19 protein-coding genes and 1 pseudogene are annotated in these 19,194 nt (G+C 36.8%); 13 read left to right on the top strand and 7 right to left on the bottom strand.

Annotation, left to right across the window (positions count from 1 at the left end; all coding sequences use genetic code 11):
• Positions 1 to 381: 381 nt before the first annotated feature.
• Complete coding sequence (gene dtd / locus I2F23_RS06535) at positions 382 to 825, top strand: D-aminoacyl-tRNA deacylase (protein ID WP_195771754.1); 444 nt, start codon at positions 382 to 384, stop codon at positions 823 to 825.
• A 29-nt stretch (positions 826 to 854) separates the two neighbouring features.
• Here the strand turns inward: dtd and I2F23_RS06530 are convergent, their stop codons facing one another.
• The 3 genes and pseudogenes from I2F23_RS06530 to serB form a co-directional block, all read right to left on the bottom strand.
• Entirely contained in the window at positions 855 to 1,334 is a 480-nt protein-coding gene (locus I2F23_RS06530) for an SCP-2 sterol transfer family protein (protein WP_195771758.1), read from the bottom strand.
• A gap of 154 nt (positions 1,335 to 1,488) precedes the next feature.
• A complete protein-coding gene (aciT, locus tag I2F23_RS06525) occupies positions 1,489 to 1,806 on the bottom strand; it encodes an AciT family ciprofloxacin tolerance protein (protein ID WP_195771753.1) in 318 nt (105 codons plus the stop codon).
• A gap of 388 nt (positions 1,807 to 2,194) precedes the next feature.
• Positions 2,195 to 2,854: pseudogene (serB, locus tag I2F23_RS06520) on the bottom strand (phosphoserine phosphatase SerB); the annotation flags it as partial.
• Between the two features lie 625 nt (positions 2,855 to 3,479).
• On the opposite strand from serB, the gene I2F23_RS06515 reads away from it, so the two are divergent.
• The 12 genes from I2F23_RS06515 to I2F23_RS06460 all read left to right on the top strand — a co-directional run bounded on the left by I2F23_RS06515 (position 3,480) and on the right by I2F23_RS06460 (position 16,319).
• The gene (locus I2F23_RS06515) at positions 3,480 to 4,742 is read left to right on the top strand and encodes a hypothetical protein (protein WP_195771751.1); all 1,263 of its coding nucleotides are present in this window, start codon (positions 3,480 to 3,482) and stop codon (positions 4,740 to 4,742) included.
• Positions 4,743 to 4,988: 246 nt separating this feature from the next.
• On the top strand, positions 4,989 to 6,113 hold the full coding sequence (ribBA, locus tag I2F23_RS06510; protein WP_195771750.1) for a bifunctional 3,4-dihydroxy-2-butanone-4-phosphate synthase/GTP cyclohydrolase II: 1,125 nt from the start codon (positions 4,989 to 4,991) through the stop codon (positions 6,111 to 6,113).
• 12 nt (positions 6,114 to 6,125) lie between these two features.
• Entirely contained in the window at positions 6,126 to 6,596 is a 471-nt protein-coding gene (ribH, locus tag I2F23_RS06505; protein ID WP_195771749.1) for a 6,7-dimethyl-8-ribityllumazine synthase, read from the top strand.
• A 3-nt stretch (positions 6,597 to 6,599) separates the two neighbouring features.
• On the top strand, positions 6,600 to 7,043 hold the full coding sequence (gene nusB, locus I2F23_RS06500; RefSeq protein ID WP_195771748.1) for a transcription antitermination factor NusB: 444 nt from the start codon (positions 6,600 to 6,602) through the stop codon (positions 7,041 to 7,043).
• 10 nt (positions 7,044 to 7,053) lie between these two features.
• A complete protein-coding gene (gene thiL, locus I2F23_RS06495; protein WP_195771747.1) occupies positions 7,054 to 7,977 on the top strand; it encodes a thiamine-phosphate kinase in 924 nt (307 codons plus the stop codon).
• Positions 7,955 to 8,473, top strand: coding sequence for a phosphatidylglycerophosphatase A family protein (locus I2F23_RS06490; protein WP_195771746.1), 519 nt, complete (start codon positions 7,955 to 7,957; stop codon positions 8,471 to 8,473). Before thiL ends, I2F23_RS06490 begins: the two co-directional genes overlap by 23 nt.
• Positions 8,474 to 8,489: 16 nt before the next feature.
• Positions 8,490 to 9,851 (top strand): bifunctional UDP-N-acetylglucosamine diphosphorylase/glucosamine-1-phosphate N-acetyltransferase GlmU, encoded by a 1,362-nt coding sequence (gene glmU, locus I2F23_RS06485; RefSeq protein WP_195771745.1) that lies wholly within the window; start codon positions 8,490 to 8,492, stop codon positions 9,849 to 9,851.
• A 25-nt stretch (positions 9,852 to 9,876) separates the two neighbouring features.
• On the top strand, positions 9,877 to 11,721 hold the full coding sequence (glmS, locus tag I2F23_RS06480) for a glutamine--fructose-6-phosphate transaminase (isomerizing) (RefSeq protein ID WP_195771744.1): 1,845 nt from the start codon (positions 9,877 to 9,879) through the stop codon (positions 11,719 to 11,721).
• 407 nt (positions 11,722 to 12,128) lie between these two features.
• Positions 12,129 to 12,797 carry a CDP-alcohol phosphatidyltransferase family protein gene (locus I2F23_RS06475; protein ID WP_195771743.1) on the top strand — a complete coding sequence of 223 codons (669 nt, stop codon included), beginning with the start codon at positions 12,129 to 12,131 and terminating at the stop codon, positions 12,795 to 12,797.
• Position 12,798: 1 nt separating this feature from the next.
• The gene (locus tag I2F23_RS06470) at positions 12,799 to 14,550 is read left to right on the top strand and encodes a bifunctional alpha/beta hydrolase/class I SAM-dependent methyltransferase (protein ID WP_195771742.1); all 1,752 of its coding nucleotides are present in this window, start codon (positions 12,799 to 12,801) and stop codon (positions 14,548 to 14,550) included.
• 1 nt (position 14,551) lies between these two features.
• Positions 14,552 to 15,910: a phosphatase PAP2/dual specificity phosphatase family protein gene (locus tag I2F23_RS06465; RefSeq protein ID WP_195771741.1), complete on the top strand. Its 1,359-nt coding sequence runs from the start codon at positions 14,552 to 14,554 to the stop codon at positions 15,908 to 15,910.
• Complete coding sequence (locus I2F23_RS06460) at positions 15,903 to 16,319, top strand: hypothetical protein (protein WP_195771740.1); 417 nt, start codon at positions 15,903 to 15,905, stop codon at positions 16,317 to 16,319. The genes I2F23_RS06465 and I2F23_RS06460 overlap by 8 nt, the downstream gene beginning before the upstream one ends.
• 9 nt (positions 16,320 to 16,328) lie before the next feature.
• Here the strand turns inward: I2F23_RS06460 and I2F23_RS06455 are convergent, their stop codons facing one another.
• The 4 genes from I2F23_RS06455 to I2F23_RS06440 all read right to left on the bottom strand — a co-directional run bounded on the left by I2F23_RS06455 (position 16,329) and on the right by I2F23_RS06440 (position 19,180).
• Entirely contained in the window at positions 16,329 to 17,300 is a 972-nt protein-coding gene (locus tag I2F23_RS06455) for a threo-3-hydroxy-L-aspartate ammonia-lyase (protein WP_195771739.1), read from the bottom strand.
• A 100-nt stretch (positions 17,301 to 17,400) separates the two neighbouring features.
• Entirely contained in the window at positions 17,401 to 18,027 is a 627-nt protein-coding gene (locus I2F23_RS06450; RefSeq protein WP_195771738.1) for a helix-turn-helix transcriptional regulator, read from the bottom strand.
• Positions 18,028 to 18,030: 3 nt separating this feature from the next.
• On the bottom strand, positions 18,031 to 18,546 hold the full coding sequence (locus I2F23_RS06445) for a DUF1543 domain-containing protein (protein ID WP_195771737.1): 516 nt from the start codon (positions 18,544 to 18,546) through the stop codon (positions 18,031 to 18,033).
• Positions 18,547 to 18,559: 13 nt separating this feature from the next.
• A complete protein-coding gene (locus I2F23_RS06440) occupies positions 18,560 to 19,180 on the bottom strand; it encodes a LysE/ArgO family amino acid transporter (RefSeq protein ID WP_195771736.1) in 621 nt (206 codons plus the stop codon).
• Positions 19,181 to 19,194: the final 14 nt, after the last annotated feature.

The following is a 19,194-nucleotide window of genomic DNA, read 5'->3' as shown; positions in this document are numbered from 1 at the left end:
TCACAACTCAGGCCTTTATTGATTTCATGGTGGCCATCGATGCGTTGTATAAAAAGTTGTGGATTAAGTAACGGACTTGAGAATTGAGCGTGAATCGCTCGTGTTTGATATCCAAACCCCAAACTTTCTAAAAGAGAAAAAACATCACTGATCATTAGAAAAAGTTATTTAAATAAAAAGTAAATTATACAATAAATAAACAAATCAAAAACACAATATTTATAAAAAATGTGACATATATTGCATTTTAATTAATCTGAAAGTAACTTTTGTTTCTCTTCTCAATTTATAATGATGGCAAGATAAACAAAAAAACTCCAAAGCACGCTTTATGCTAAATATTATTTATAATAAAAAGACGTTCTTTATTTAAATACAACAATGCGCGCATTAATTCAAAAAGTACAACACGCTAAAGTCGTTGTAGAGCAGCAGACAACTGGCGAAATTCAAACAGGTTTATTGGTTTTTTTAGGTATTTCTAAAGATGACAATTTTGAGATTGGCAAAAAGCTTATTGAAAAATTACTAAAATACCGTGTTTTTGATGATGAGCAAGGTAAAATGGGATGGAATATTTCACAAGCGCAAGGCTCTATATTACTTGTATCTCAGTTTACCTTAATGGCAAGAACACAAAAGGGATTACGTCCTGACTTCGGAGATGCCATGCCTCCACAAGAAGCAAAAGTTCTATATGAACAGTTAATTGAATATACAAAGCAACAGAATATTAAAGTCGAGACCGGTATATTTGGTGCAGATATGAAAGTTCATCTTATTAATGATGGACCAGTTACATTTAATCTTGAAGTAACAAATTAAAATAAAGCCCTTAAATAAGGGCTTTATTTTTACTTACTCGTTTTTTTACGAATAAATGCTTTCGCATGTTGAATTTTTTCTTGAAGAGGATTTGGTAGTTTTGGTGGAAGCAAACGCAACAACTTTGCAAAAATAACCAATAATCTTTGGTCGCCTTCGAGCTGAATACTTCCTTTCTGAATACCTGAAAGAATTACAGCAGGATCTCCTTGTAAAAATGTTTTTACACCCTGATCGCTATTTTTAAATTGAAGCACTAGATCGGCAGGTTCGACCTCACCAGATACACTTGAAACAGCACCTTGGTCAATTATAATTTGACGCGCCATTCCCTTTTGCGTACTTATTTGAATACGTAATTGGCGATCGTGTGTCAACTCAATAAATTTTGGACTGGTTTTTGCAAGTTGCTTCATACGCAATGCTATACCTGCAACCAATAAATCTAATGGATCCGTACTGACATCCACTACAGGTAATTTCACAACAGGAATTGCTGAAAGATTTATACGCATTCGCCGATTCTCATATTCCCAAATATTAGAGCATCGTATCATACCCAAGGATAAGTAAGATTTGAACTAAAATACATATCTTGTAATATCTAAAAAAAAAGGTGTATTTTTCAATACACCAAGTCGAGTGAGCTACTACTGGTTATTATTATTGTTTGTCGTCATACACAGGTGTATGTTCTATAAGTTGTCGATTCGCTATTGTCTTTTGTTCAACACGATTAAGACGTAGTAAAACGAAGAGTAAGCCAACCATTCCAATAAAAGCTGAAATAAGATAACTAGACGATGTTGAACACTGTAACGTGTATTGGATACTCAAGCGCATAATTTCTATTGCACCCCAAAACACCATACCCGCTAACATAAAACCAAGCCAATGACGATACGGTGAGAAGTACACAGAAACAAGTGCTATCATGATGAGAAATGTCCCCACCATACTGGCAAAACTTGCTGTTAACATAAAACCTCCGTCAATCACTGTATGTGATGAACCATAAATAAAAATAACTACTATTTATTTTGTTGCAACTCGAAGGAGTTAAACATCTGATTCAACACTCCTTAAGCCATATTATGCCGTAAAAAAGTGGAAAAAAAAGTGATATAAATGCTCAGTACGACACAAGATGTCGCAATATTATTTTGTAATTACAGTTTTTTAAATTGGTCTTTAGCGTATAGCCATGATGACTTATAGCTTCCCGTGTCATTACAAAAAAATACCACCTGAAAAAGTGAGAAATTTCTTTTTTTATAAGAAATATGATTTATAGATATCGTTTAAGCCTATTTAATAAGAACACCATAATTTTCAAATACTTTTATTCAATTATGATGTCCTTTGATCACTAAATATTTGTTTTAGATTCAATTTCATCATCAGAAAGCTGAAGTAAATATAAAATACCGTCAAGCCCTTCATATGAAATAGATTGCTTTGCCTGCGCCTTTACCAAAGGTTTTGCTCTAAATGCTACACCAAGCCCTGCCAAAGAAAGCATAGGTAAATCGTTCGCACCATCCCCTACAGCAATAGTTTGCTCTAATGAAATATCAAGCTTGTTCGCAAGCTCTTGTAACAAAACTGCTTTTCTTGCACCATCTACAATTTGACCTTTCACTTCACCTGTGACTTGCCCATCTTGTATATCTAAAGTATTTGCATGTACTTCATCTAAACCCAGTTTATTTTTTAAATATTCAGCAAAATACTGAAATCCACCAGAAAAAATAGCTGTATGAATCCCATTGGCTTTTAAAGTTGAGATAAGTCGAGCAGCGCCATCATTAATTGTTAAACGCGATGCAATTTTATCAAGAACATCTGTATCTAAACCTTTTAAAAGTGCAACTCTTGCTTTAAAACTTTCTTGAAAATCGAGCTCACCTTGCATAGCACGCTCAGTAATTTCAGCAACTTGCTCTCCTATCCCCGCTTCCTTTGCTAACTCATCAATCACTTCTTGTCCAATAAGTGTAGAGTCCATGTCGAAACAAACCAAGCGACATGCTTTCGTGTCAAACGACTGTGGTTGCGCCAACAGGTCAACTTTGTGGTGTGCAGAAAAGTTTAAGCACAAGTCACGTAATGTATGCTGAGCATGAGAGGTTTTAACTGCAAATTGAACTGCATCGTGCCCCTGCCCTACAGATAAATATTTTGGCGACGAATCAACAGTAATTTGAGATTCTTTAAACACCTGATTTAAAGAAGCAATATGATCTTTGGTCAGAGTTTTTCCCAAAAGGGTGAATTGATAAGATTGGATTGGAGTTGTCTGCGTCATATAGTCAATCTTCTATGTTACTCATTGGTTTCAATCTAGCTACTTTAGCATTCTAATATGTTAAAATTAGCCATATTTTTTTACACATACAACAATAAGTTGGATATAGAAACGAAATCACTTTATACATAAATTAACTGAAGCCAATGAAATAAGGTGCCATATTTAAAAAGTGATGAGTAAATTAAACTTAATTTATTAAAATATATCATCATTCATGCGTTAAATATGCCCCATACTGGCTTCAGCATTTATAAATATCTCTTGATATAAGCGCATTTCGGCTCAATAGCCAAGCTATTGTAATAGGCACTAGAAATAAACTAAATTGCTTTGGAACGTTACCTTGAATGCACCTAGACAAGGGCTTTTTGCAAGCCTACTTATCATCAGTTTTGCACTGCAAGCTTTTTTATTGGTTCTTGCGACAACCTATCAATTAAAAGAAAATCGCGCGAATCAAGGGCAACTCATGACAAGCCAATTGGTTGCAGATGGGTTACAGGAAATGAGCCCTCCAAATACAGTTTCATTGGCGCTCATTGCAAATCGTTACTCAAGCAACCCAAGCGTTGCATCTATTCGTATATTAGGAATGAATAATGATGTACTTGCAACGAGTGGTTTACAACAAACACGTACGGGTGAAGTTTTTTCTCGCGATGCCTTACAAAATGAGAAGAAAGTCGGACGTGTCGAAATTACCTTAGTGAAGCCGAGTATCGGAGAAATCTTACGAACTGAGTGGCTTGCTATCGTACTTTCATTCTTCCTACATGTAATTTTATGGCTTGCCTATCGCGTCATTGCACGTCCAAGTCGAACTGAATATATTCAGCGCATTCAGCATGAAATGCAGTTAAAAAATGAAATTCAATCTTTAACTGAAGCTTTAGAGCAAGAAAAACAAAAAAACATTGAGCTTGTGACACAGCAAGATATGCCTAAAAGTAAAGTGTTTAATGCTGAACAAGTCTTAGATAATACTCAGGCCAAAGATCTCAATAAAAGTCAAATTGCGTTAAATATTCAGTTTTACGACCCAAAACAATTGCTTAACTCTGTCAGTCAATCTGTTGCTACGTCACATTTTAACCTGTGCCAAATCTTCCTCAATAAAAGTATTGCTTTATGTGCACAGCATTACCAAATTCCGACATCAACCATTTCAATTGAAGAAGAGTTTAATGCACAAGGTGCAACAATCTGTATTACTACAGACAAACCTAAAGCAGCAACCTGTTTACTCATGATTTCAACCGTTTTTCAATTGTTGTCTGAAGTGTTATATAAACGCTATAGAGAAGAAAAACGTTTTGTACTTCAAACACGTTGTGGTATTTCAAACGCTGTAGATGAAATGCAATTAGAAGCACCTCAAGCTGCATCACGCTTATGTCAACTTTTAAGCGCAAAAGAAAGTGCTGTGCATCTAGACCATGCGATGCTCAAAAGCGTAAATGACTGCTATCAGTTAGTTGCACTGCCTAGCCCAACTAATGTACTTACACGCCATGCGTTTATGATTAATGGTATGAATACCCCATGTGCCGTTATTGCTCAAAAGTTAAGAACTGAAATCCTAAAGGGTAAAAAAACTACAACATAATTTAAATGACATCTGTATTCATAACGTAATACAGATGTCTCTCAGCAGCTTTAACAAATGTATAAATAACAAAGCCCCTTCCCTCTATTCAATTCTCTCCATTTCTTTTATTGTAAAATTTTAATATCACTTTCATAGCAACCCATCGGCGCTTACGGTAAAATATCGAAGAAGTGCGATAAATATTGCTAACATAACTTACAAACAGTATTTGCAGAATAAGTGCAATCTGGGAAAGGTGGACGGATGTCACTTAACACAGTAGAAGAAATTATCGAAGATATTCGTGCCGGTAAAATGGTCATCTTAATGGATGATGAAGATCGTGAGAATGAAGGTGATCTTGTGATGGCAGCGACGCATGTTCGTGCTGAAGACATCAACTTCATGATTACTCATGCACGTGGCTTGGTCTGTCTTACTTTAAGTAAAGCTCGTTGTGAACAGTTAAATTTACCTTTAATGGTAGATCAAAATGGTGCTCAACATGGTACAAACTTTACATTGTCTATTGAAGCAACTGAGGGCGTAACGACAGGTATCTCAGCAGCAGAGCGTGCACATACCATTAGAACTGCCGTTGCAGCACATGCAAAACCCTCAGACATTGTACAACCGGGACATATTTTCCCATTAATGGCACAGCCCGGTGGTGTACTACACCGTGCAGGACACACTGAAGCAGGTTCAGATTTATCTCGTTTAGCTGGTTTGGAGCCTGCATCTGTTATCTGTGAAATTATTAATGATGACGGTACGATGGCACGTCGTCCCGATTTAGAAAAATTTGCCGAGAAACATCAGTTAAAAATTGGTACAATTGCCGACCTGATTCATTATCGCATGACAAATGAACAAACTGTTGAACGCTTAGGGCAAGAAACGCTTGAAACGGAATATGGTTCATTTGAACTTTATCGCTACCGTGAACATGGTAGTACTGAAACACATCTTGCATTGGTTAAAGGCGAACCGAAAGAAGGGGTAACTACCGTTCGAGTTCATGGGTTTAATCCACTGCGCGACCTCGTGAAACTGAAGCAGCAATCTGGCGAAACGGCATGGAGTTTAGATCATGCCCTTCAATACATTGCACAAAGTGAGCGTGGTGTTTTAGTATGGATTGGTCAAACACATTTGTTAGATCTTGGTCATGCTTTAGAAACATCATTGTTACCGCGTAAAGCAAGCAAGTCTAATGCTGAGCTCTCAAAGCAATATCAAAATATTGGTGTGGGTGCACAAATTTTACGTGACTTAGGTGTAGAGCAAATGAAATTGCTCAGCTCCCCTTTACGTTTTAATGCATTATCAGGTTTTAACTTAGAAGTAGTAGAATATATTTCTGCTGATCAATCTACTGAAAAATAATAGAGGTTTCTTATGGCTATTCGCCGTATCGAAGGTTTAATGCATCTCGCGAGCGAAGGCCGTTACGCGATTTTAGTTGGACGTTTCAACAGTTTTGTTGTTGAACACCTTCTTGAAGGTGCTATTGACACATTAAAACGTCATGGTGTTGCTGAAGAAAATATTACTGTTGTTCACGCACCCGGTGCGTGGGAACTTCCTGTAGTTGCTAAAAAATTAGCAAATACATCAACTTACGATGCCATTATTGCGCTTGGAGCCGTAATCCGTGGTAGCACACCTCACTTCGACTTTGTTGCAGGTGAATGTGCGAAAGGATTAGGCGTTGTTGGTCTTGAGACTGGTTTACCAGTCATCAATGGAGTCTTAACTACTGACAGCATTGAACAAGCCATCGAACGTTCAGGTACTAAAGCGGGCAACAAAGGTAGCGAAGCTGCTCTTACTGCCATTGAAATGGTTAACTTGTTAAAGGCAATTTAATCGATGTCACAAACACAACAAGCAATTTATGCTGCTAAACGTAAAGCTCGTCGCTTTGCCGTACAAGGGATTTATGAATGGCAAATGAGCCAAAATCCTGTACACCAAATTGAAGCACGTACACGTGCAGACAATGCAATGCATAAGGTTGATTTAAATTACTATCATGAACTTCTTACACGTGTGGTTGCAGAACATGACGTTCTCGATCAACTTTTAAGTAGCGTACTCGATCGTGATTTAACTGCTCTTGATGGTGTAGAGCTTGCAACCTTACGTTTAGGTGCTTACGAATTGCGTGATCATGCTGAAATTCCGTACCGTGTTGTACTAGATGAAGCGATTGAGCTCGCAAAACACTTCGGTGGTGCAGATAGTCATAAATACATTAACGGTGTATTAGACCGCCTTGCACAGACATTACGTCAGGCTGAAAAGCAAGCATAAAGACAGACTTATGGCCGAATTTTCAATTATTGACCGCTACTTTAAGCAAAAACATGCTCGGCAGAGTAACGTAAACTTAGGTATAGGTGACGATTCGGCCTTAATTACCCCACCAGAAAACCAGCAACTTGTCATTTGCACAGATACATTGGTCGAAGGTAGACATTTCCCTTCATCGACCACTGCACATGCTGTTGGTTGGAAAAGTGTAGCTGTGAATCTATCTGATATTGCTGCAATGGGGGCAACTCCTCACAGTATATTACTTGCGATTACACTCCCCAAGATTCAAGAAGATTGGCTAGACAACTTTTGCCAAGGCTTATTTGCATGTTGTGAACAATATGGTGTTGAACTCATTGGTGGCGATACAACTCAGGGGCCTCACTTAACAATTAGTGTGACTGCTTTAGGTTGGGTTCCAAAAGGTCAAGCCATTACTCGTAGTGGTGCAGAAATTGGTGATTATATTGTCGTGAGTGGCCAACTTGGTGATGCTGCATTTGGCTTACAGCACTTAGGTCATCCACTTCAAAAGCGTTTAGATTACCCTACGCCTCGTTGTGAGCTTGGAAAGCATTTGCTAGGTTTTGCATCGAGTATGATAGATCTATCTGATGGTCTCATCCAAGATTTACAACACATTCTAAACGCTTCTAACGTGGGCGCAACGCTTCAACTTGAAAACTTACCGACAGACAATGCCCTACATTCACTCTCTCGACAACAGCAATGGCAATATGCAATTGCAGGTGGAGATGACTATGAGCTTTGCTTTACAATTTCTCCAGAAAACTATAAAAAACTTTGTTTACAAAAACCAAATGTTTCATTAAGTGTGATTGGTTATATTGAATCTGCTTTAGGTCTACGTCTGACTTATCAAAACGAAGAACAAGCTTTAAATTTTCATGGATACCAGCATTTTGCATAAACCAGCTATTCATTTTCGCCAATTTTCCCTTTATCACCGATTTATTATATTTTTAGGTGTGGGGCTCGGCTCTGGTCTTTCTCCTAAAGCACCGGGTACATTTGGTTCAGCATTTGCACTTTTATTTATTCCAATATTTATGCACGTAGGTTTTTATAGCTCGTTCATACTCATAACCTTCATGACACTGATTGGGATATACATTTGTGGCAAGACAGCACGCTTAATTCAGGTACACGATGACGGTCGTATTGTATGGGACGAGTTTGCTGGGCAATCAATTACCTTTCTTCCTTTAATCTATTTTAATCTAATGAATATACAATGGGCACTGATTGGTTTTGCCCTCTTTCGTTTATTTGATATATGGAAGCCTTGGCCAATTCGTGTCATCGATCAAAAAGTTGATGGTGGCTTCGGCATTATGCTCGACGATGTCATTGCTGGTATCTGGGCTGCCTTATGTATACTTATTTATTTAAATTTCTCGGTTTAATTCCAATAGGGTGATTATGTCAACTACCGTGATTATTCTCGCTGCCGGCAAAGGAACACGTATGCGTTCTCAACTGCCCAAAGTACTCCAACCTTTGGCTGGTCAACCTTTACTTGGTCATGTTGTTGAAACAGCAAAACAATTAAAAGCCCGCCGTATTATTACTATTTTTGGTCATGGCGGCGCACACGTTCAAAATGCATTTAAAGAAGAAAATATAGAGTGGGTTGAACAAAAAGAGCAATTAGGTACAGGACATGCAGTTCAAATGACACTGCCAGTGCTACCTACAGATGGTTTCTCACTTATTTTATATGGAGACGTGCCATTAGTCTCTTCAGAAACCTTAAATAAATTGCTCGAAGCCAGTCAGAAAACTGGTATTGGTATGATTACACTGAATGTAGATGAGCCAACAGGTTATGGTCGTATCGTTCGTTCGCATGGTCAGATACAGGCAATTGTCGAACATAAAGATGCCTCTGAGGAACAACGTCAAATTACTGAAATTAATACAGGTATTTACTGTGTTGAAAATAGTAAATTACATGAGTGGTTGCCTCAGCTTTCAAATGAGAATGCACAAGGCGAATATTACTTGACTGACATTGTTGCAATGGCCGTTCAAGACGGTTTAGAAATTGCATCAATTCAACCGAAATTGGCTTATGAAGTTGAAGGTGTAAACGACCGCATTCAGCTTGCAAATTTAGAACGTGCTTTTCAACGCCAACAAGCAATACATTTAATGCGTGAGGGTGTTGCTTTTGCCGACCCAGAGCGTTTTGACTTACGTGGTACATTAACCACTGGGCAAGATGTTTATATCGATATCAATGTAATTATTGAAGGTCATTGCGAAATTGGAAGCAATGTCGAAATCGGTGCAGGTACGATATTAAAAGATGCCAAAATTGCTTCAAATACAAAAATTCAACCTTATACCATAATCGACAATGCTGTTATCGGTGAGAAAGTTATTATTGGTCCTTTCGCACGTTTAAGACCAGGAACTCAACTGGATAACGATGTTCATATCGGGAATTTTGTAGAGGTTAAAAACTCACACCTTGAAAAAGGGGTTAAGGCAAACCATTTCACTTATTTAGGTGATGCAGAAGTTGGTACCGAGTCTAATATTGGTGCAGGTACAATTACCTGTAACTATGACGGCGTAAATAAGCATAAAACCAAAATTGGCTCATCTGCTTTTATCGGTTCAAATAGTTCATTGGTTGCCCCTATCTCTATTGGTAAAGGTGCAACAGTCGGTGCTGGATCTGTTATCACTCGAGATGTACCTGAAAATACGCTTGCTTTTGAACGTTCACAACAAATCGAAAAAGCAAATTATCAACGTCCTCAAAAGACTAAATAGCAAAACAGAAATAGAGGCTTAAAATATGTGTGGTATTGTTGGTGGTATTGCAGAACGAAATATTAGTGAAATTCTTATCGAGGGTTTAAAACGCTTAGAGTATCGTGGGTACGATTCTGCAGGTTTAGCACTTATTAATGATAATAATATTCTGCGTGAACGACGCGTAGGTAAAGTGATTAACCTAGAAGAAGCAACGAAAGAACATAAGATTACAGGTCATATTGGAGTTGCTCATACGCGTTGGGCGACACACGGGAAACCTACTGAAACAAATGCACACCCACATATCTCGGGTAAAGTCGCCGTTGTTCATAATGGTATTATTGAAAACTATGTAGAAATTAAATCTGAGCTTGAACGTTTGGGTTATGTATTTGTTTCTCAAACAGATACTGAGGTAGTCGCGCATCTTGTTGCCGAAGCAATGAAAACTCATCCATTACTTCTCGATGCCGTTCGAAGTATTGTGCCTCGTCTAAAAGGTGCTTTTGCTTTGGGTATTGTACATGCAGATTATCCAGAAGATTTGATTGCAGTCCGTGAAGGCTCACCTCTAGTAATTGGTGTAGGGATTGGTGAACATTTTATTAGTTCAGATCAACTCGCATTGTTACCCATTACAAATCGTTTTATTTACCTTGAAGAAGGTGATATTGCGCACCTCACACGTACTCAAGTTGAAGTATTTAAAAATCATGGTCAAGAGCGTATAGAACGCCCAATTAAAGAGTTAGATGCGACAGTCAGCCATGCTTCTAAAGGTGAATATAAACACTTTATGCTCAAAGAAATTTATGAGCAACCCGAAGCGATTCAGCAAACGATTGCGCAAGCTCTTAATGACAATGCACTTCGTGAAGACTTTTTAAGTGATGCAGTCACTAGCTTTCAGAATATAGAGCAAATCCAAATTATTGCCTGTGGTACAAGCTACCATGCGGGTATGATTGCTAAATATTGGGCAGAACAACTGATTGATTTACCGTGTCAGGTTGAAATTGCAAGCGAATTCCGTTATCGCTCACCTGTAATTATTGACCGTACATTGTATGTATGTATTTCTCAATCAGGTGAAACAGCAGATACATTGGCAGCTTTACGCGACACTCAAAAGCGTGCGAAAGATAAAGGGCTGAATATTTCAACAATGGCGATTTGTAACGTTCCAACTTCATCTATGGTACGAGAAACAGATCATCATTTATTAACTTTAGCAGGCCCTGAAATTGGTGTTGCCTCGACGAAAGCATTTACAACTCAACTTTCTGCACTCATGTTGTTACTGCTTAAAATTGGTCAAGTGAAAAAGCGCTTAGCTGAATCACAATTGACTGAAATCGTTGCAAGCTTATGGCACTGTCCAAAAGTTATTTTAGATACATTGCAACGCAATGCAGAAATTCTACGTCTTTCGGAACTATTTGTTGAAAAACAACACTGCTTATTCTTAGGTCGTGGAACAAACTACCCTATCGCACTTGAAGGCGCACTTAAGCTCAAAGAAATTTCGTATATTCATGCTGAAGGCTATGCTGCAGGTGAGTTAAAGCACGGACCTCTAGCACTCGTAGATAATGAGATGCCCGTTGTTATTTTAGCGCCTAAAGATGACATGTTAGATAAGCTAAAATCGAATATGGAAGAAGTGCAAGCACGTGGTGGCGAGCTTTTTGTTTTTGCAGATGAGCACAGCGGTATTGCGAATAAAGAACGTCAACACGTTGTTGATATTCCAACAGTTAACCCTTGGTTAGCACCAATTATTTATAGTATTCCTGTACAGCTTCTGTCATACCACGTTGCTGTATTACGTGGTACCGATGTAGACCAACCACGTAATTTGGCGAAATCTGTAACGGTTGAATAATACGTTTTGAGTTATATTTGTTTTGATATAGCTCCTTTTGAATAAACGTATTTATATAAGAAGCCACATAAGACTCTCAATCTTATGTGGCTTTTATTTATTTAAGACTTTAAGTGTGAAATAATTATATTTATTTAAATAAAATTTGAAATGTAATACATTTCAGGTAATCTATGCTTAATTTTCTCTCAACTGATTCCATGTAAATCAAATTTCATTCACTCAGTTGCTTTTAATGATGTATCACATCTGCAGATTTAGAGTTTTTTTAAGATTTCAGTTTTTACAAAAATAATTATAAAACCAAATGACGAAAGTAAACTCGACTTAAATCTTAGATTTATCTGATTGATACATATTTTTTATAGTATAGGGGTCACTTTTTAGAAATAAGAAGTGAAATAAATATGTCATCTATTTATGAATTAAAGTCTAGATTTCAAAATATTCTTCGACCAAGTGTTGTTCGATTACATGCTTTAGGTGTTACTGCAAATCAGGTAACGCTAGGCACTGCTGTAATTTCAGTTTTTATTTCACTTATTATTGCCATAAGCACAACATACCAAATATACAGTACGTTTCTCATTATTCCTATTTGGATGTTTATACGCATGGCATTGAATGCAATAGACGGCATGCTTGCTAAAGAGTTTGGACAACAAAGTTATCTTGGTGCTTATTTAAATGAATTATGTGATGTAATCTCAGATACAAGCCTATATTTATGTTTTATAGGATTAATCTCCGTCAATTCCTCTTTACTACTTTTGGTTATTTTTTTATCAGTTTTAAGTGAGTATGCAGGTATTCTGGGTCCTTTGGTAAGTGCCGAACGTCGTTATGATGGACCTATGGGTAAAAGTGATCGTGCAGCCGTATTTGGTGGGTTAGGCCTATATATAGGATTATCACCATGTTTTAACACGTCTCATATTTATAACCAGCTATCACTTTATTTTCCAAATATTCTTTTAGGTTGTTGTATAGCATTATTAATGATGACGATTTACAACAGAGTTCGTCGTGGAATACAGCAAACCACTTACTCTAATGAAAAAAGTAAGGATGTATAATATGCGTACTATTTCGAAACACTTTTTTAGTAGTCACGATGATACACAACTATTTTACCAACATTGGTCTGCGCTCACACCAGCAAATTTAAATAAAAAAGCTATTTTATTATTTCATCGTGGTCATGAACACTCTGGAAGAATGGCACATTTAGTGAATGAATTAGACCTACCCGAATACGATTTTTTTGCTTGGGATGCACGTGGTCATGGTCAGTCTCCTGGTTTACGCGGTGATAGCCCAAGTTTTTCTTGTAGTGTAAAAGATATTCAGAGTTTTGTAAGTCATATCGAAAAAGAATATGGAATTCAACCTGAAAATATAGCGATTGTTGCACAAAGTGTAGGTGCTGTACTCGCATCAACGTGGGTTCATGATTATGCACCGAATATTAGAGCACTTTGTCTGGTTTCACCGGCTTTCAAAATTAAACTTTATGTCCCATTTGCTCGTACAGGTTTACGCGTTTTAAAATCAGTAAAGGGCAATTTCTTTATTAATAGCTATGTAAAAGCAGGATTACTTACTCACGATATCGATCGTGCTAAGAGCTATGAGCAAGATCCATCAATCGCTAAAGCAATTTCTGTAAATATGCTTTTAGGTTTACATAATACTGCAAAACGTATTGTTAAAGATGCACATGCCATTCATGTACCTACGCAAGTTTTAATTTCTGGCTCAGACTATGTCGTTCACAGCAAACCTCAAATTGAGTTTTTTAAAAATTTAACGCATCCTTGCAAAGAGCTACATGTATTAGAGGGTTTTTATCACGATACATTAGGAGAAAAAGATAGAGATATTGCCGTCCAAAAAATTCGTAGATTTATTTCTCAATGCTTTGCTAGTTCCTTACAACTCCTCAACTTACGTCAAGCACATCAAATTGGTCAGAGCTGTGCAATAGCTGAACAATACAATACTCCACTCCCCAAAAAATCTCTTAGCCATTTTTACTGGTCTTTTACAAAATATAATTTACGTTTAGGAAGTTACCTTTCTCAAGGCTTGAAGCTCGGCCAAGATACAGGTTTTGACTCTGGAAGTACTTTAGATTATGTCTATCGTAATCAGGCCGATAGTCATCATTGGTTGGGTCGTATCATAGATAGACAATACCTCAATGCCATTGGTTGGAAAGGAATACGTGTACGTAAAACACATTTAGAGCAACTCTTACAAAAAGCCATCACTCAACTGAAACAAAAAAATCATCAAGTAAATATTGTAGATATTGCTGCGGGTCATGGAAGATATGTTTTAGAAGCAATTGATGAACTGCAATATCGTCCACACCATGTTTTATTAAGAGACTATCGTCAAGTCAATGTAGAACACGGTCAGAAACTTATTCATGATAAACAATTAGAGGATATTGTTGAGTTTCAACAAGGTGATGCCTTTTCAAAAGAAAGCCTAGCCAAAATTCCACAGAATACGACCATTGCTATTGTTTCTGGCCTTTACGAATTGTTTAGTGACAATACACTCATTAGTACTTCATTAAATGGGCTATCTGAAACAATTGCTCAAGGTGGTTATCTCATCTATACAGGACAAATTTGGCACCCTCAACAAGAATTTATTGCACGTGCTTTAACAAGTCATCGTGAAGGTCATGCTTGGGTAATGCGCTTACGTACTCAGGCTGAAATGGATCAACTGGTTGAGTCAGCAGGATTTCTGAAAGTAGATCAGCTCATTGATGAATTTGGTATTTTCACTGTGAGTTTGGCAGTGAAGAAATAGTATGACTCGACAATCTATTCAGTTCAATCTATATAAAGTGATGACTTTAGCAATCTTGGGCATTATTTTTTTTAGTACCTATGGTTTTGCAAACTGGTATGCTGGTACACATACTGTAGTACCAGAAATCATGTTCGACTGGGAAAAGTATATTCCTCTTCTTCCTTGGACAATTATTCCTTATTGGTCAATCGATCTATTTTATGCATTGTCTATACTCATGTGTAAAAATAAACGCGTTCTATATACACATGTAAAACGCTTACTTACAGCACAGGTCATATGCATTACATTCTTTTTAGTTTTTCCACTTCAATTTAGTTTACAACGCCCTCAAATTGATGGCGTGTTTGGTTTAATGTTTAATACTTTAATGGGTTTTGATCGGCCATTTAATCAGGCTCCTTCATTACATATTGTTTTACTCATTATTTTATGGGTGTTTTATGCTCAAAGAACAAGAGGGATTTTGCACTGGTTTGTACACGTATGGTCTTGTTTAATTGGCATATCTGTTCTTACAACATGGCAACATCATTTTATTGATATTCCTACAGGTATATTGGTTGCTGCTCTTTGTATATGGATGTGGCCCACTCATAAGCCAAGTCCGCTCGCTCAATTTCACTTTGATCAAAATAAACAACGAAAAAAAAATTCAACTTACTATGCTTTAGGTAGCATTATCTTATGCACATTAAGTCTTTACTTTAAACCATATGGTCTATGGCTGTTATGGCCAGCTTTCAGTTTGTTTATGGTTTCTTGTATTTATGCATTCCTAGACGTACATGCATTTCAAAAACATAAAAATGGTCGACTCTCCATAGAAACAATCATTCTACTCGGTCCATATTTAATTTTTGCTTGGTTAAACTCTAGAGTGTGGACACGGAAGCATCCAAACGCATCACTTATATGTTTAGATTCTCTACGTACTACCCGACATTTTGAAATATACCTAGGCAGAATAAGTACATGTCATACACTAAAAAAATTCAATGGTTTAATCGATACTTGCGCAGAGCTTCCCGTTTTTGTACCAAGAGGCTGTACATATCTATTTACGCCTATTCTAGATCTAACAACACCAACTTTAAGGCAATTAGAACAAGGAGCGAAACAGCTACAATATATGACTCAAATATTGCCACAAGAACATCCCAAAATTCTTATCAGTTGTGCTTTAGGTTATTCGCGTAGTGCATGTATTTTAGCAGCTTGGCTCATTTATTATCATCATGTTCAAAGCGTTCAAGAAGCGATAGATCTCATTCAGAAATCTCGCCCTTTTGTAGTTATTAAAGATCATCAAATTCAACAGTTAGAAACATTATTAAATTTGAGAAATCATGATTAATATTATTCATCTGACTCGTGCATCTCTTTCTTACTATAAAACTATAGATGTAAGTTCGAGCATCTTATTGCTTATATTTTTAACTTTAAATTTTTTCCAATCACTATCATATATATCTTCAATCTGCTTAATATTAAACGCTATTTTAGCAATCATTATTAAATATTACTCATTACGTTTATCTATAGATAAACAGCTTTTCGACTATCTTGCAGAGCAACCTCATGAAAGCCTACCTGAGCAAGCAAAAGCATTAGATAATAGTCTATTATTACTTCAGTTAAGCAATCAAAGAAAAATAAATAGAGACTGGGAAGCTCGCTGTTTAGCCACCTTTAGACTGATTAAACAACAGTTTATTCTGTTTATTTTACAAGCTTTCATTTGCTTGGTGAACGTTCTTATTTAAGAGCAGGCTTTATATAAACTCACCTTTAGAAATCAATCTTGCATATCGCTCCAAATCAATATTTCCACCCGTAATAATCACTCCAACTCGCTTACCTTTACATAATGAACGATATTTCATAAGTCCTGCCAAGCCCAAACAACCTGTGGGTTCAACAATCATTTTCATTCTTTGGGCAAAGAATGTCATCGCTTGCTGTAGCTCTAAGTCACTTACCGTTTGAATATCTGTGACATATTTTTGAATAATTGGAAATGTAAAATGCCCTAAACTGGTAACTTGTGCACCATCTGCAATGGTTTGAGGCGTATCGATTTGAATAATATGACCTGCCTGCAAAGAACGCTCGCCATCATTCCCTGCTTCTGGCTCTACACCATAAACCTTACAATCGGGCAGTAATGCATGTGCTGTAAGTAGCGTACCTGATAACATTCCCCCACCACCGAGTCCAACAAAAATAGCATCAAGCTGGCCTATATCTTCTATAAGTTCCTTAGCTGCTGTTCCTTGCCCTGCAATAATATCTGGATGGTTGTAAGATGGTATTAACGTCATTTCATGTTCCAATGCCAACCGCTTACCAATCTCTTCTCTATTTTCTGTATAGCGGTCATAAAAAATAACCTCTGCACCATAACCTTGTGTTGCTTGTACTTTAGACTTAGGCGCATCTTTTGGCATGAGAATTTTTGCTGGAATATTCAAAATTTTTGCTGCATAAGCAATACCTTGTGCATGATTACCCGATGAAAATGCCAACACACCTTTTTGTCGTTGTAGAACATTAAAATTTAATAATGCGTTCAATGCACCTCTCAATTTAAATGCGCCTGTTTTTTGGAAATTCTCACATTTAAAATAAACTTCTGCATCCAATAATTTATTTAAAGTTTTAGATGTATGTATCTCTGTTCTTCTAATATGCGCATTAATTTTCTCATGTGCTTGAACTACATCATTATATTGAATTGTACTCATATTTATATTTCTATCCCATCGATATATTTACAAAATATTAAATAAATGACATTTTGTAAAGTTAATTTTTAGAAGATGGTACTAGAACTTAAAGTATGTTTTATTTTAGATAAGCATAAATCGTTGGTCGTGAAACACCAAGATGCTTAGCAATTAAGTCAATTGAGCGACGAATTTCTAAAAATCCTTGTTCTTTTAATTCAGACATTAATTGCTTTCTTTCTTGACTACTTAAACCTCTTACGGAAATTCCTTTGGCTGCAGAGAATTGATTCATATACTCAATCAAATCGTCCTGATTAAAAGGTTGTAATTTTTCCTTAGGCTGTAAATCACCAACTGCTGTAAATTGGGCAAGCATATGTTGCACTGTAGAGAATGCAGAGATATCTACATTCAAACATAAAGCTGCAATATACTCACCTTGTTTATTTTTAATTCCAATAGAGGTACTTTTTAGTGGTTTTCCGTCGGGTAGTGTATTTGCATAATTGGCAATAATACTCGGATAATTATCATCTGAAATACGTGCTTCGCCCAATGTTGTTACAGGGTCACCTTCTATTCGGCTAGATAAATTATTGTAAATCCGATGTATACCTTGTTGATCACCATTTAAGTGATGAACAACCACCTCACAAAACGGTTTTAGAGTTTGGCTTAAACCATCTGCAATAATGTCTAACTGCGCTAAAAGATGTTGTTCATCTAACTGACTATCTGACATAAATTACCCAATCACAATATAGTCATTTTCAAAGCTGTTTGGCTCAAATGAACCCTCTATAAGATGGATATATTGTTGATCAATTAAATTAAGTTCAATACATGCATCGACATCGACAACCGCATCTGTATGTGGTTTAAACCAATGCTTTTCTATTGCCTGTTTGCCTTGTTGCTTTGCATCTGCTGTACTTTTACCCGCAACGACTAGGTACTTATGCACCTCTCCAAACTCTTGAGGAACATAAGCACCTAAATTAATAAGGTATAGTTTTAATGCCGAAGATTGTGGTTGATCTGAAATCACAAGCTTATAAGATTGATCATGATAATGAACACCCTGAATTTTCATCCATCCATCAATATGTAATCCCTTTTGGAGACCAAACCATTGTTGCTTTAATTTGGAGTATACATCTTCCAAGTTTGCACAAATGATCGGTCTGATATCATGAACCTCTATATTTGCTTTTTCATGTTTTCCACCCAATAAAACAATATATAGAGTTTCCTGCGACATCGGTATTTCCTATTTATAAAGGTTTAAATATAAGTATAGATGCAATTGTAAACATCATTATAGCGACAAAGCCATCTATAAAACGCCATGCCATTGGTTTTTGTAGCCATGGTGCAACTTTTTTCGCCCCCCAACCTAACAAAGTAAACCATATAATCGATGCTGAAATAGCCCCTACAGTAAAGGCAATTTTTGCATTACTGGCATCGTGCTGACTTCCAACTGCTCCTAAGAGTACCATTGTATCTAAATATAAATGTGGATTTAGTACAGAAACTGCCAGAACAAGTTGAACTGCCGTCATTCTTGTTAGTGTTTTATTTTGCTGAGCAACATATAATCCCTCTTTGGCAAAGAGTGCTCGTTTCAATGCTAAAAATCCATAGCTTAATAAAAATAAAGCACCGCCCCAACGTGCAATATTCATTAAAATTTCATTACTTTGAATAAAGTTTCCCACGCCTGCCACACCTACTGAAATTGCAAGTGCATCGCATAAAATACAAATGAGTACTGTAATGAGTACATGTTGTTGCTGTAAACCAATGCGTAATACATGCGCATTTTGTGCTCCTACTGCAATAATTAAACCTGCCCCCATAACAAGTCCTTGCCCCCAGATTCCCCACAACATTTTAGACTCCTCAT

The sequence above is a fragment of the Acinetobacter pollinis genome (assembly GCF_015627175.1).
GTDB classification, from domain to species: Bacteria; Pseudomonadota; Gammaproteobacteria; order Pseudomonadales; family Moraxellaceae; genus Acinetobacter; species Acinetobacter pollinis.
Note: the sequence above shows the minus strand (reverse complement) of the source record. Positions and strands in the feature narration are given on the sequence as shown.

Bases quoted from the DNA above. Each gene is read 5' to 3' on its own strand.
- ribBA (WP_195771750.1), top strand. From the start codon at position 4,989: ATGTCACTTAACACAGTAGAAGAAATTATCGAAGATATTCGTGCCGGT.
- I2F23_RS06455 (WP_195771739.1), bottom strand. From the start codon at position 17,300: ATGAGTACAATTCAATATAATGATGTAGTTCAAGCACATGAGAAAATT.
- I2F23_RS06470 (WP_195771742.1), top strand. From the start codon at position 12,799: ATGCGTACTATTTCGAAACACTTTTTTAGTAGTCACGATGATACACAA.
- thiL (WP_195771747.1), top strand. From the start codon at position 7,054: ATGGCCGAATTTTCAATTATTGACCGCTACTTTAAGCAAAAACATGCT.
- I2F23_RS06445 (WP_195771737.1), bottom strand. From the start codon at position 18,546: ATGTCGCAGGAAACTCTATATATTGTTTTATTGGGTGGAAAACATGAA.
- I2F23_RS06440 (WP_195771736.1), bottom strand. From the start codon at position 19,180: ATGTTGTGGGGAATCTGGGGGCAAGGACTTGTTATGGGGGCAGGTTTA.
- I2F23_RS06460 (WP_195771740.1), top strand. From the start codon at position 15,903: ATGATTAATATTATTCATCTGACTCGTGCATCTCTTTCTTACTATAAA.
- I2F23_RS06450 (WP_195771738.1), bottom strand. From the start codon at position 18,027: ATGTCAGATAGTCAGTTAGATGAACAACATCTTTTAGCGCAGTTAGAC.
- I2F23_RS06475 (WP_195771743.1), top strand. From the start codon at position 12,129: ATGTCATCTATTTATGAATTAAAGTCTAGATTTCAAAATATTCTTCGA.
- glmU (WP_195771745.1), top strand. From the start codon at position 8,490: ATGTCAACTACCGTGATTATTCTCGCTGCCGGCAAAGGAACACGTATG.
- dtd (WP_195771754.1), top strand. From the start codon at position 382: ATGCGCGCATTAATTCAAAAAGTACAACACGCTAAAGTCGTTGTAGAG.
- glmS (WP_195771744.1), top strand. From the start codon at position 9,877: ATGTGTGGTATTGTTGGTGGTATTGCAGAACGAAATATTAGTGAAATT.
- nusB (WP_195771748.1), top strand. From the start codon at position 6,600: ATGTCACAAACACAACAAGCAATTTATGCTGCTAAACGTAAAGCTCGT.
- ribH (WP_195771749.1), top strand. From the start codon at position 6,126: ATGGCTATTCGCCGTATCGAAGGTTTAATGCATCTCGCGAGCGAAGGC.
- I2F23_RS06465 (WP_195771741.1), top strand. From the start codon at position 14,552: ATGACTCGACAATCTATTCAGTTCAATCTATATAAAGTGATGACTTTA.
- I2F23_RS06490 (WP_195771746.1), top strand. From the start codon at position 7,955: ATGGATACCAGCATTTTGCATAAACCAGCTATTCATTTTCGCCAATTT.
- aciT (WP_195771753.1), bottom strand. From the start codon at position 1,806: ATGTTAACAGCAAGTTTTGCCAGTATGGTGGGGACATTTCTCATCATG.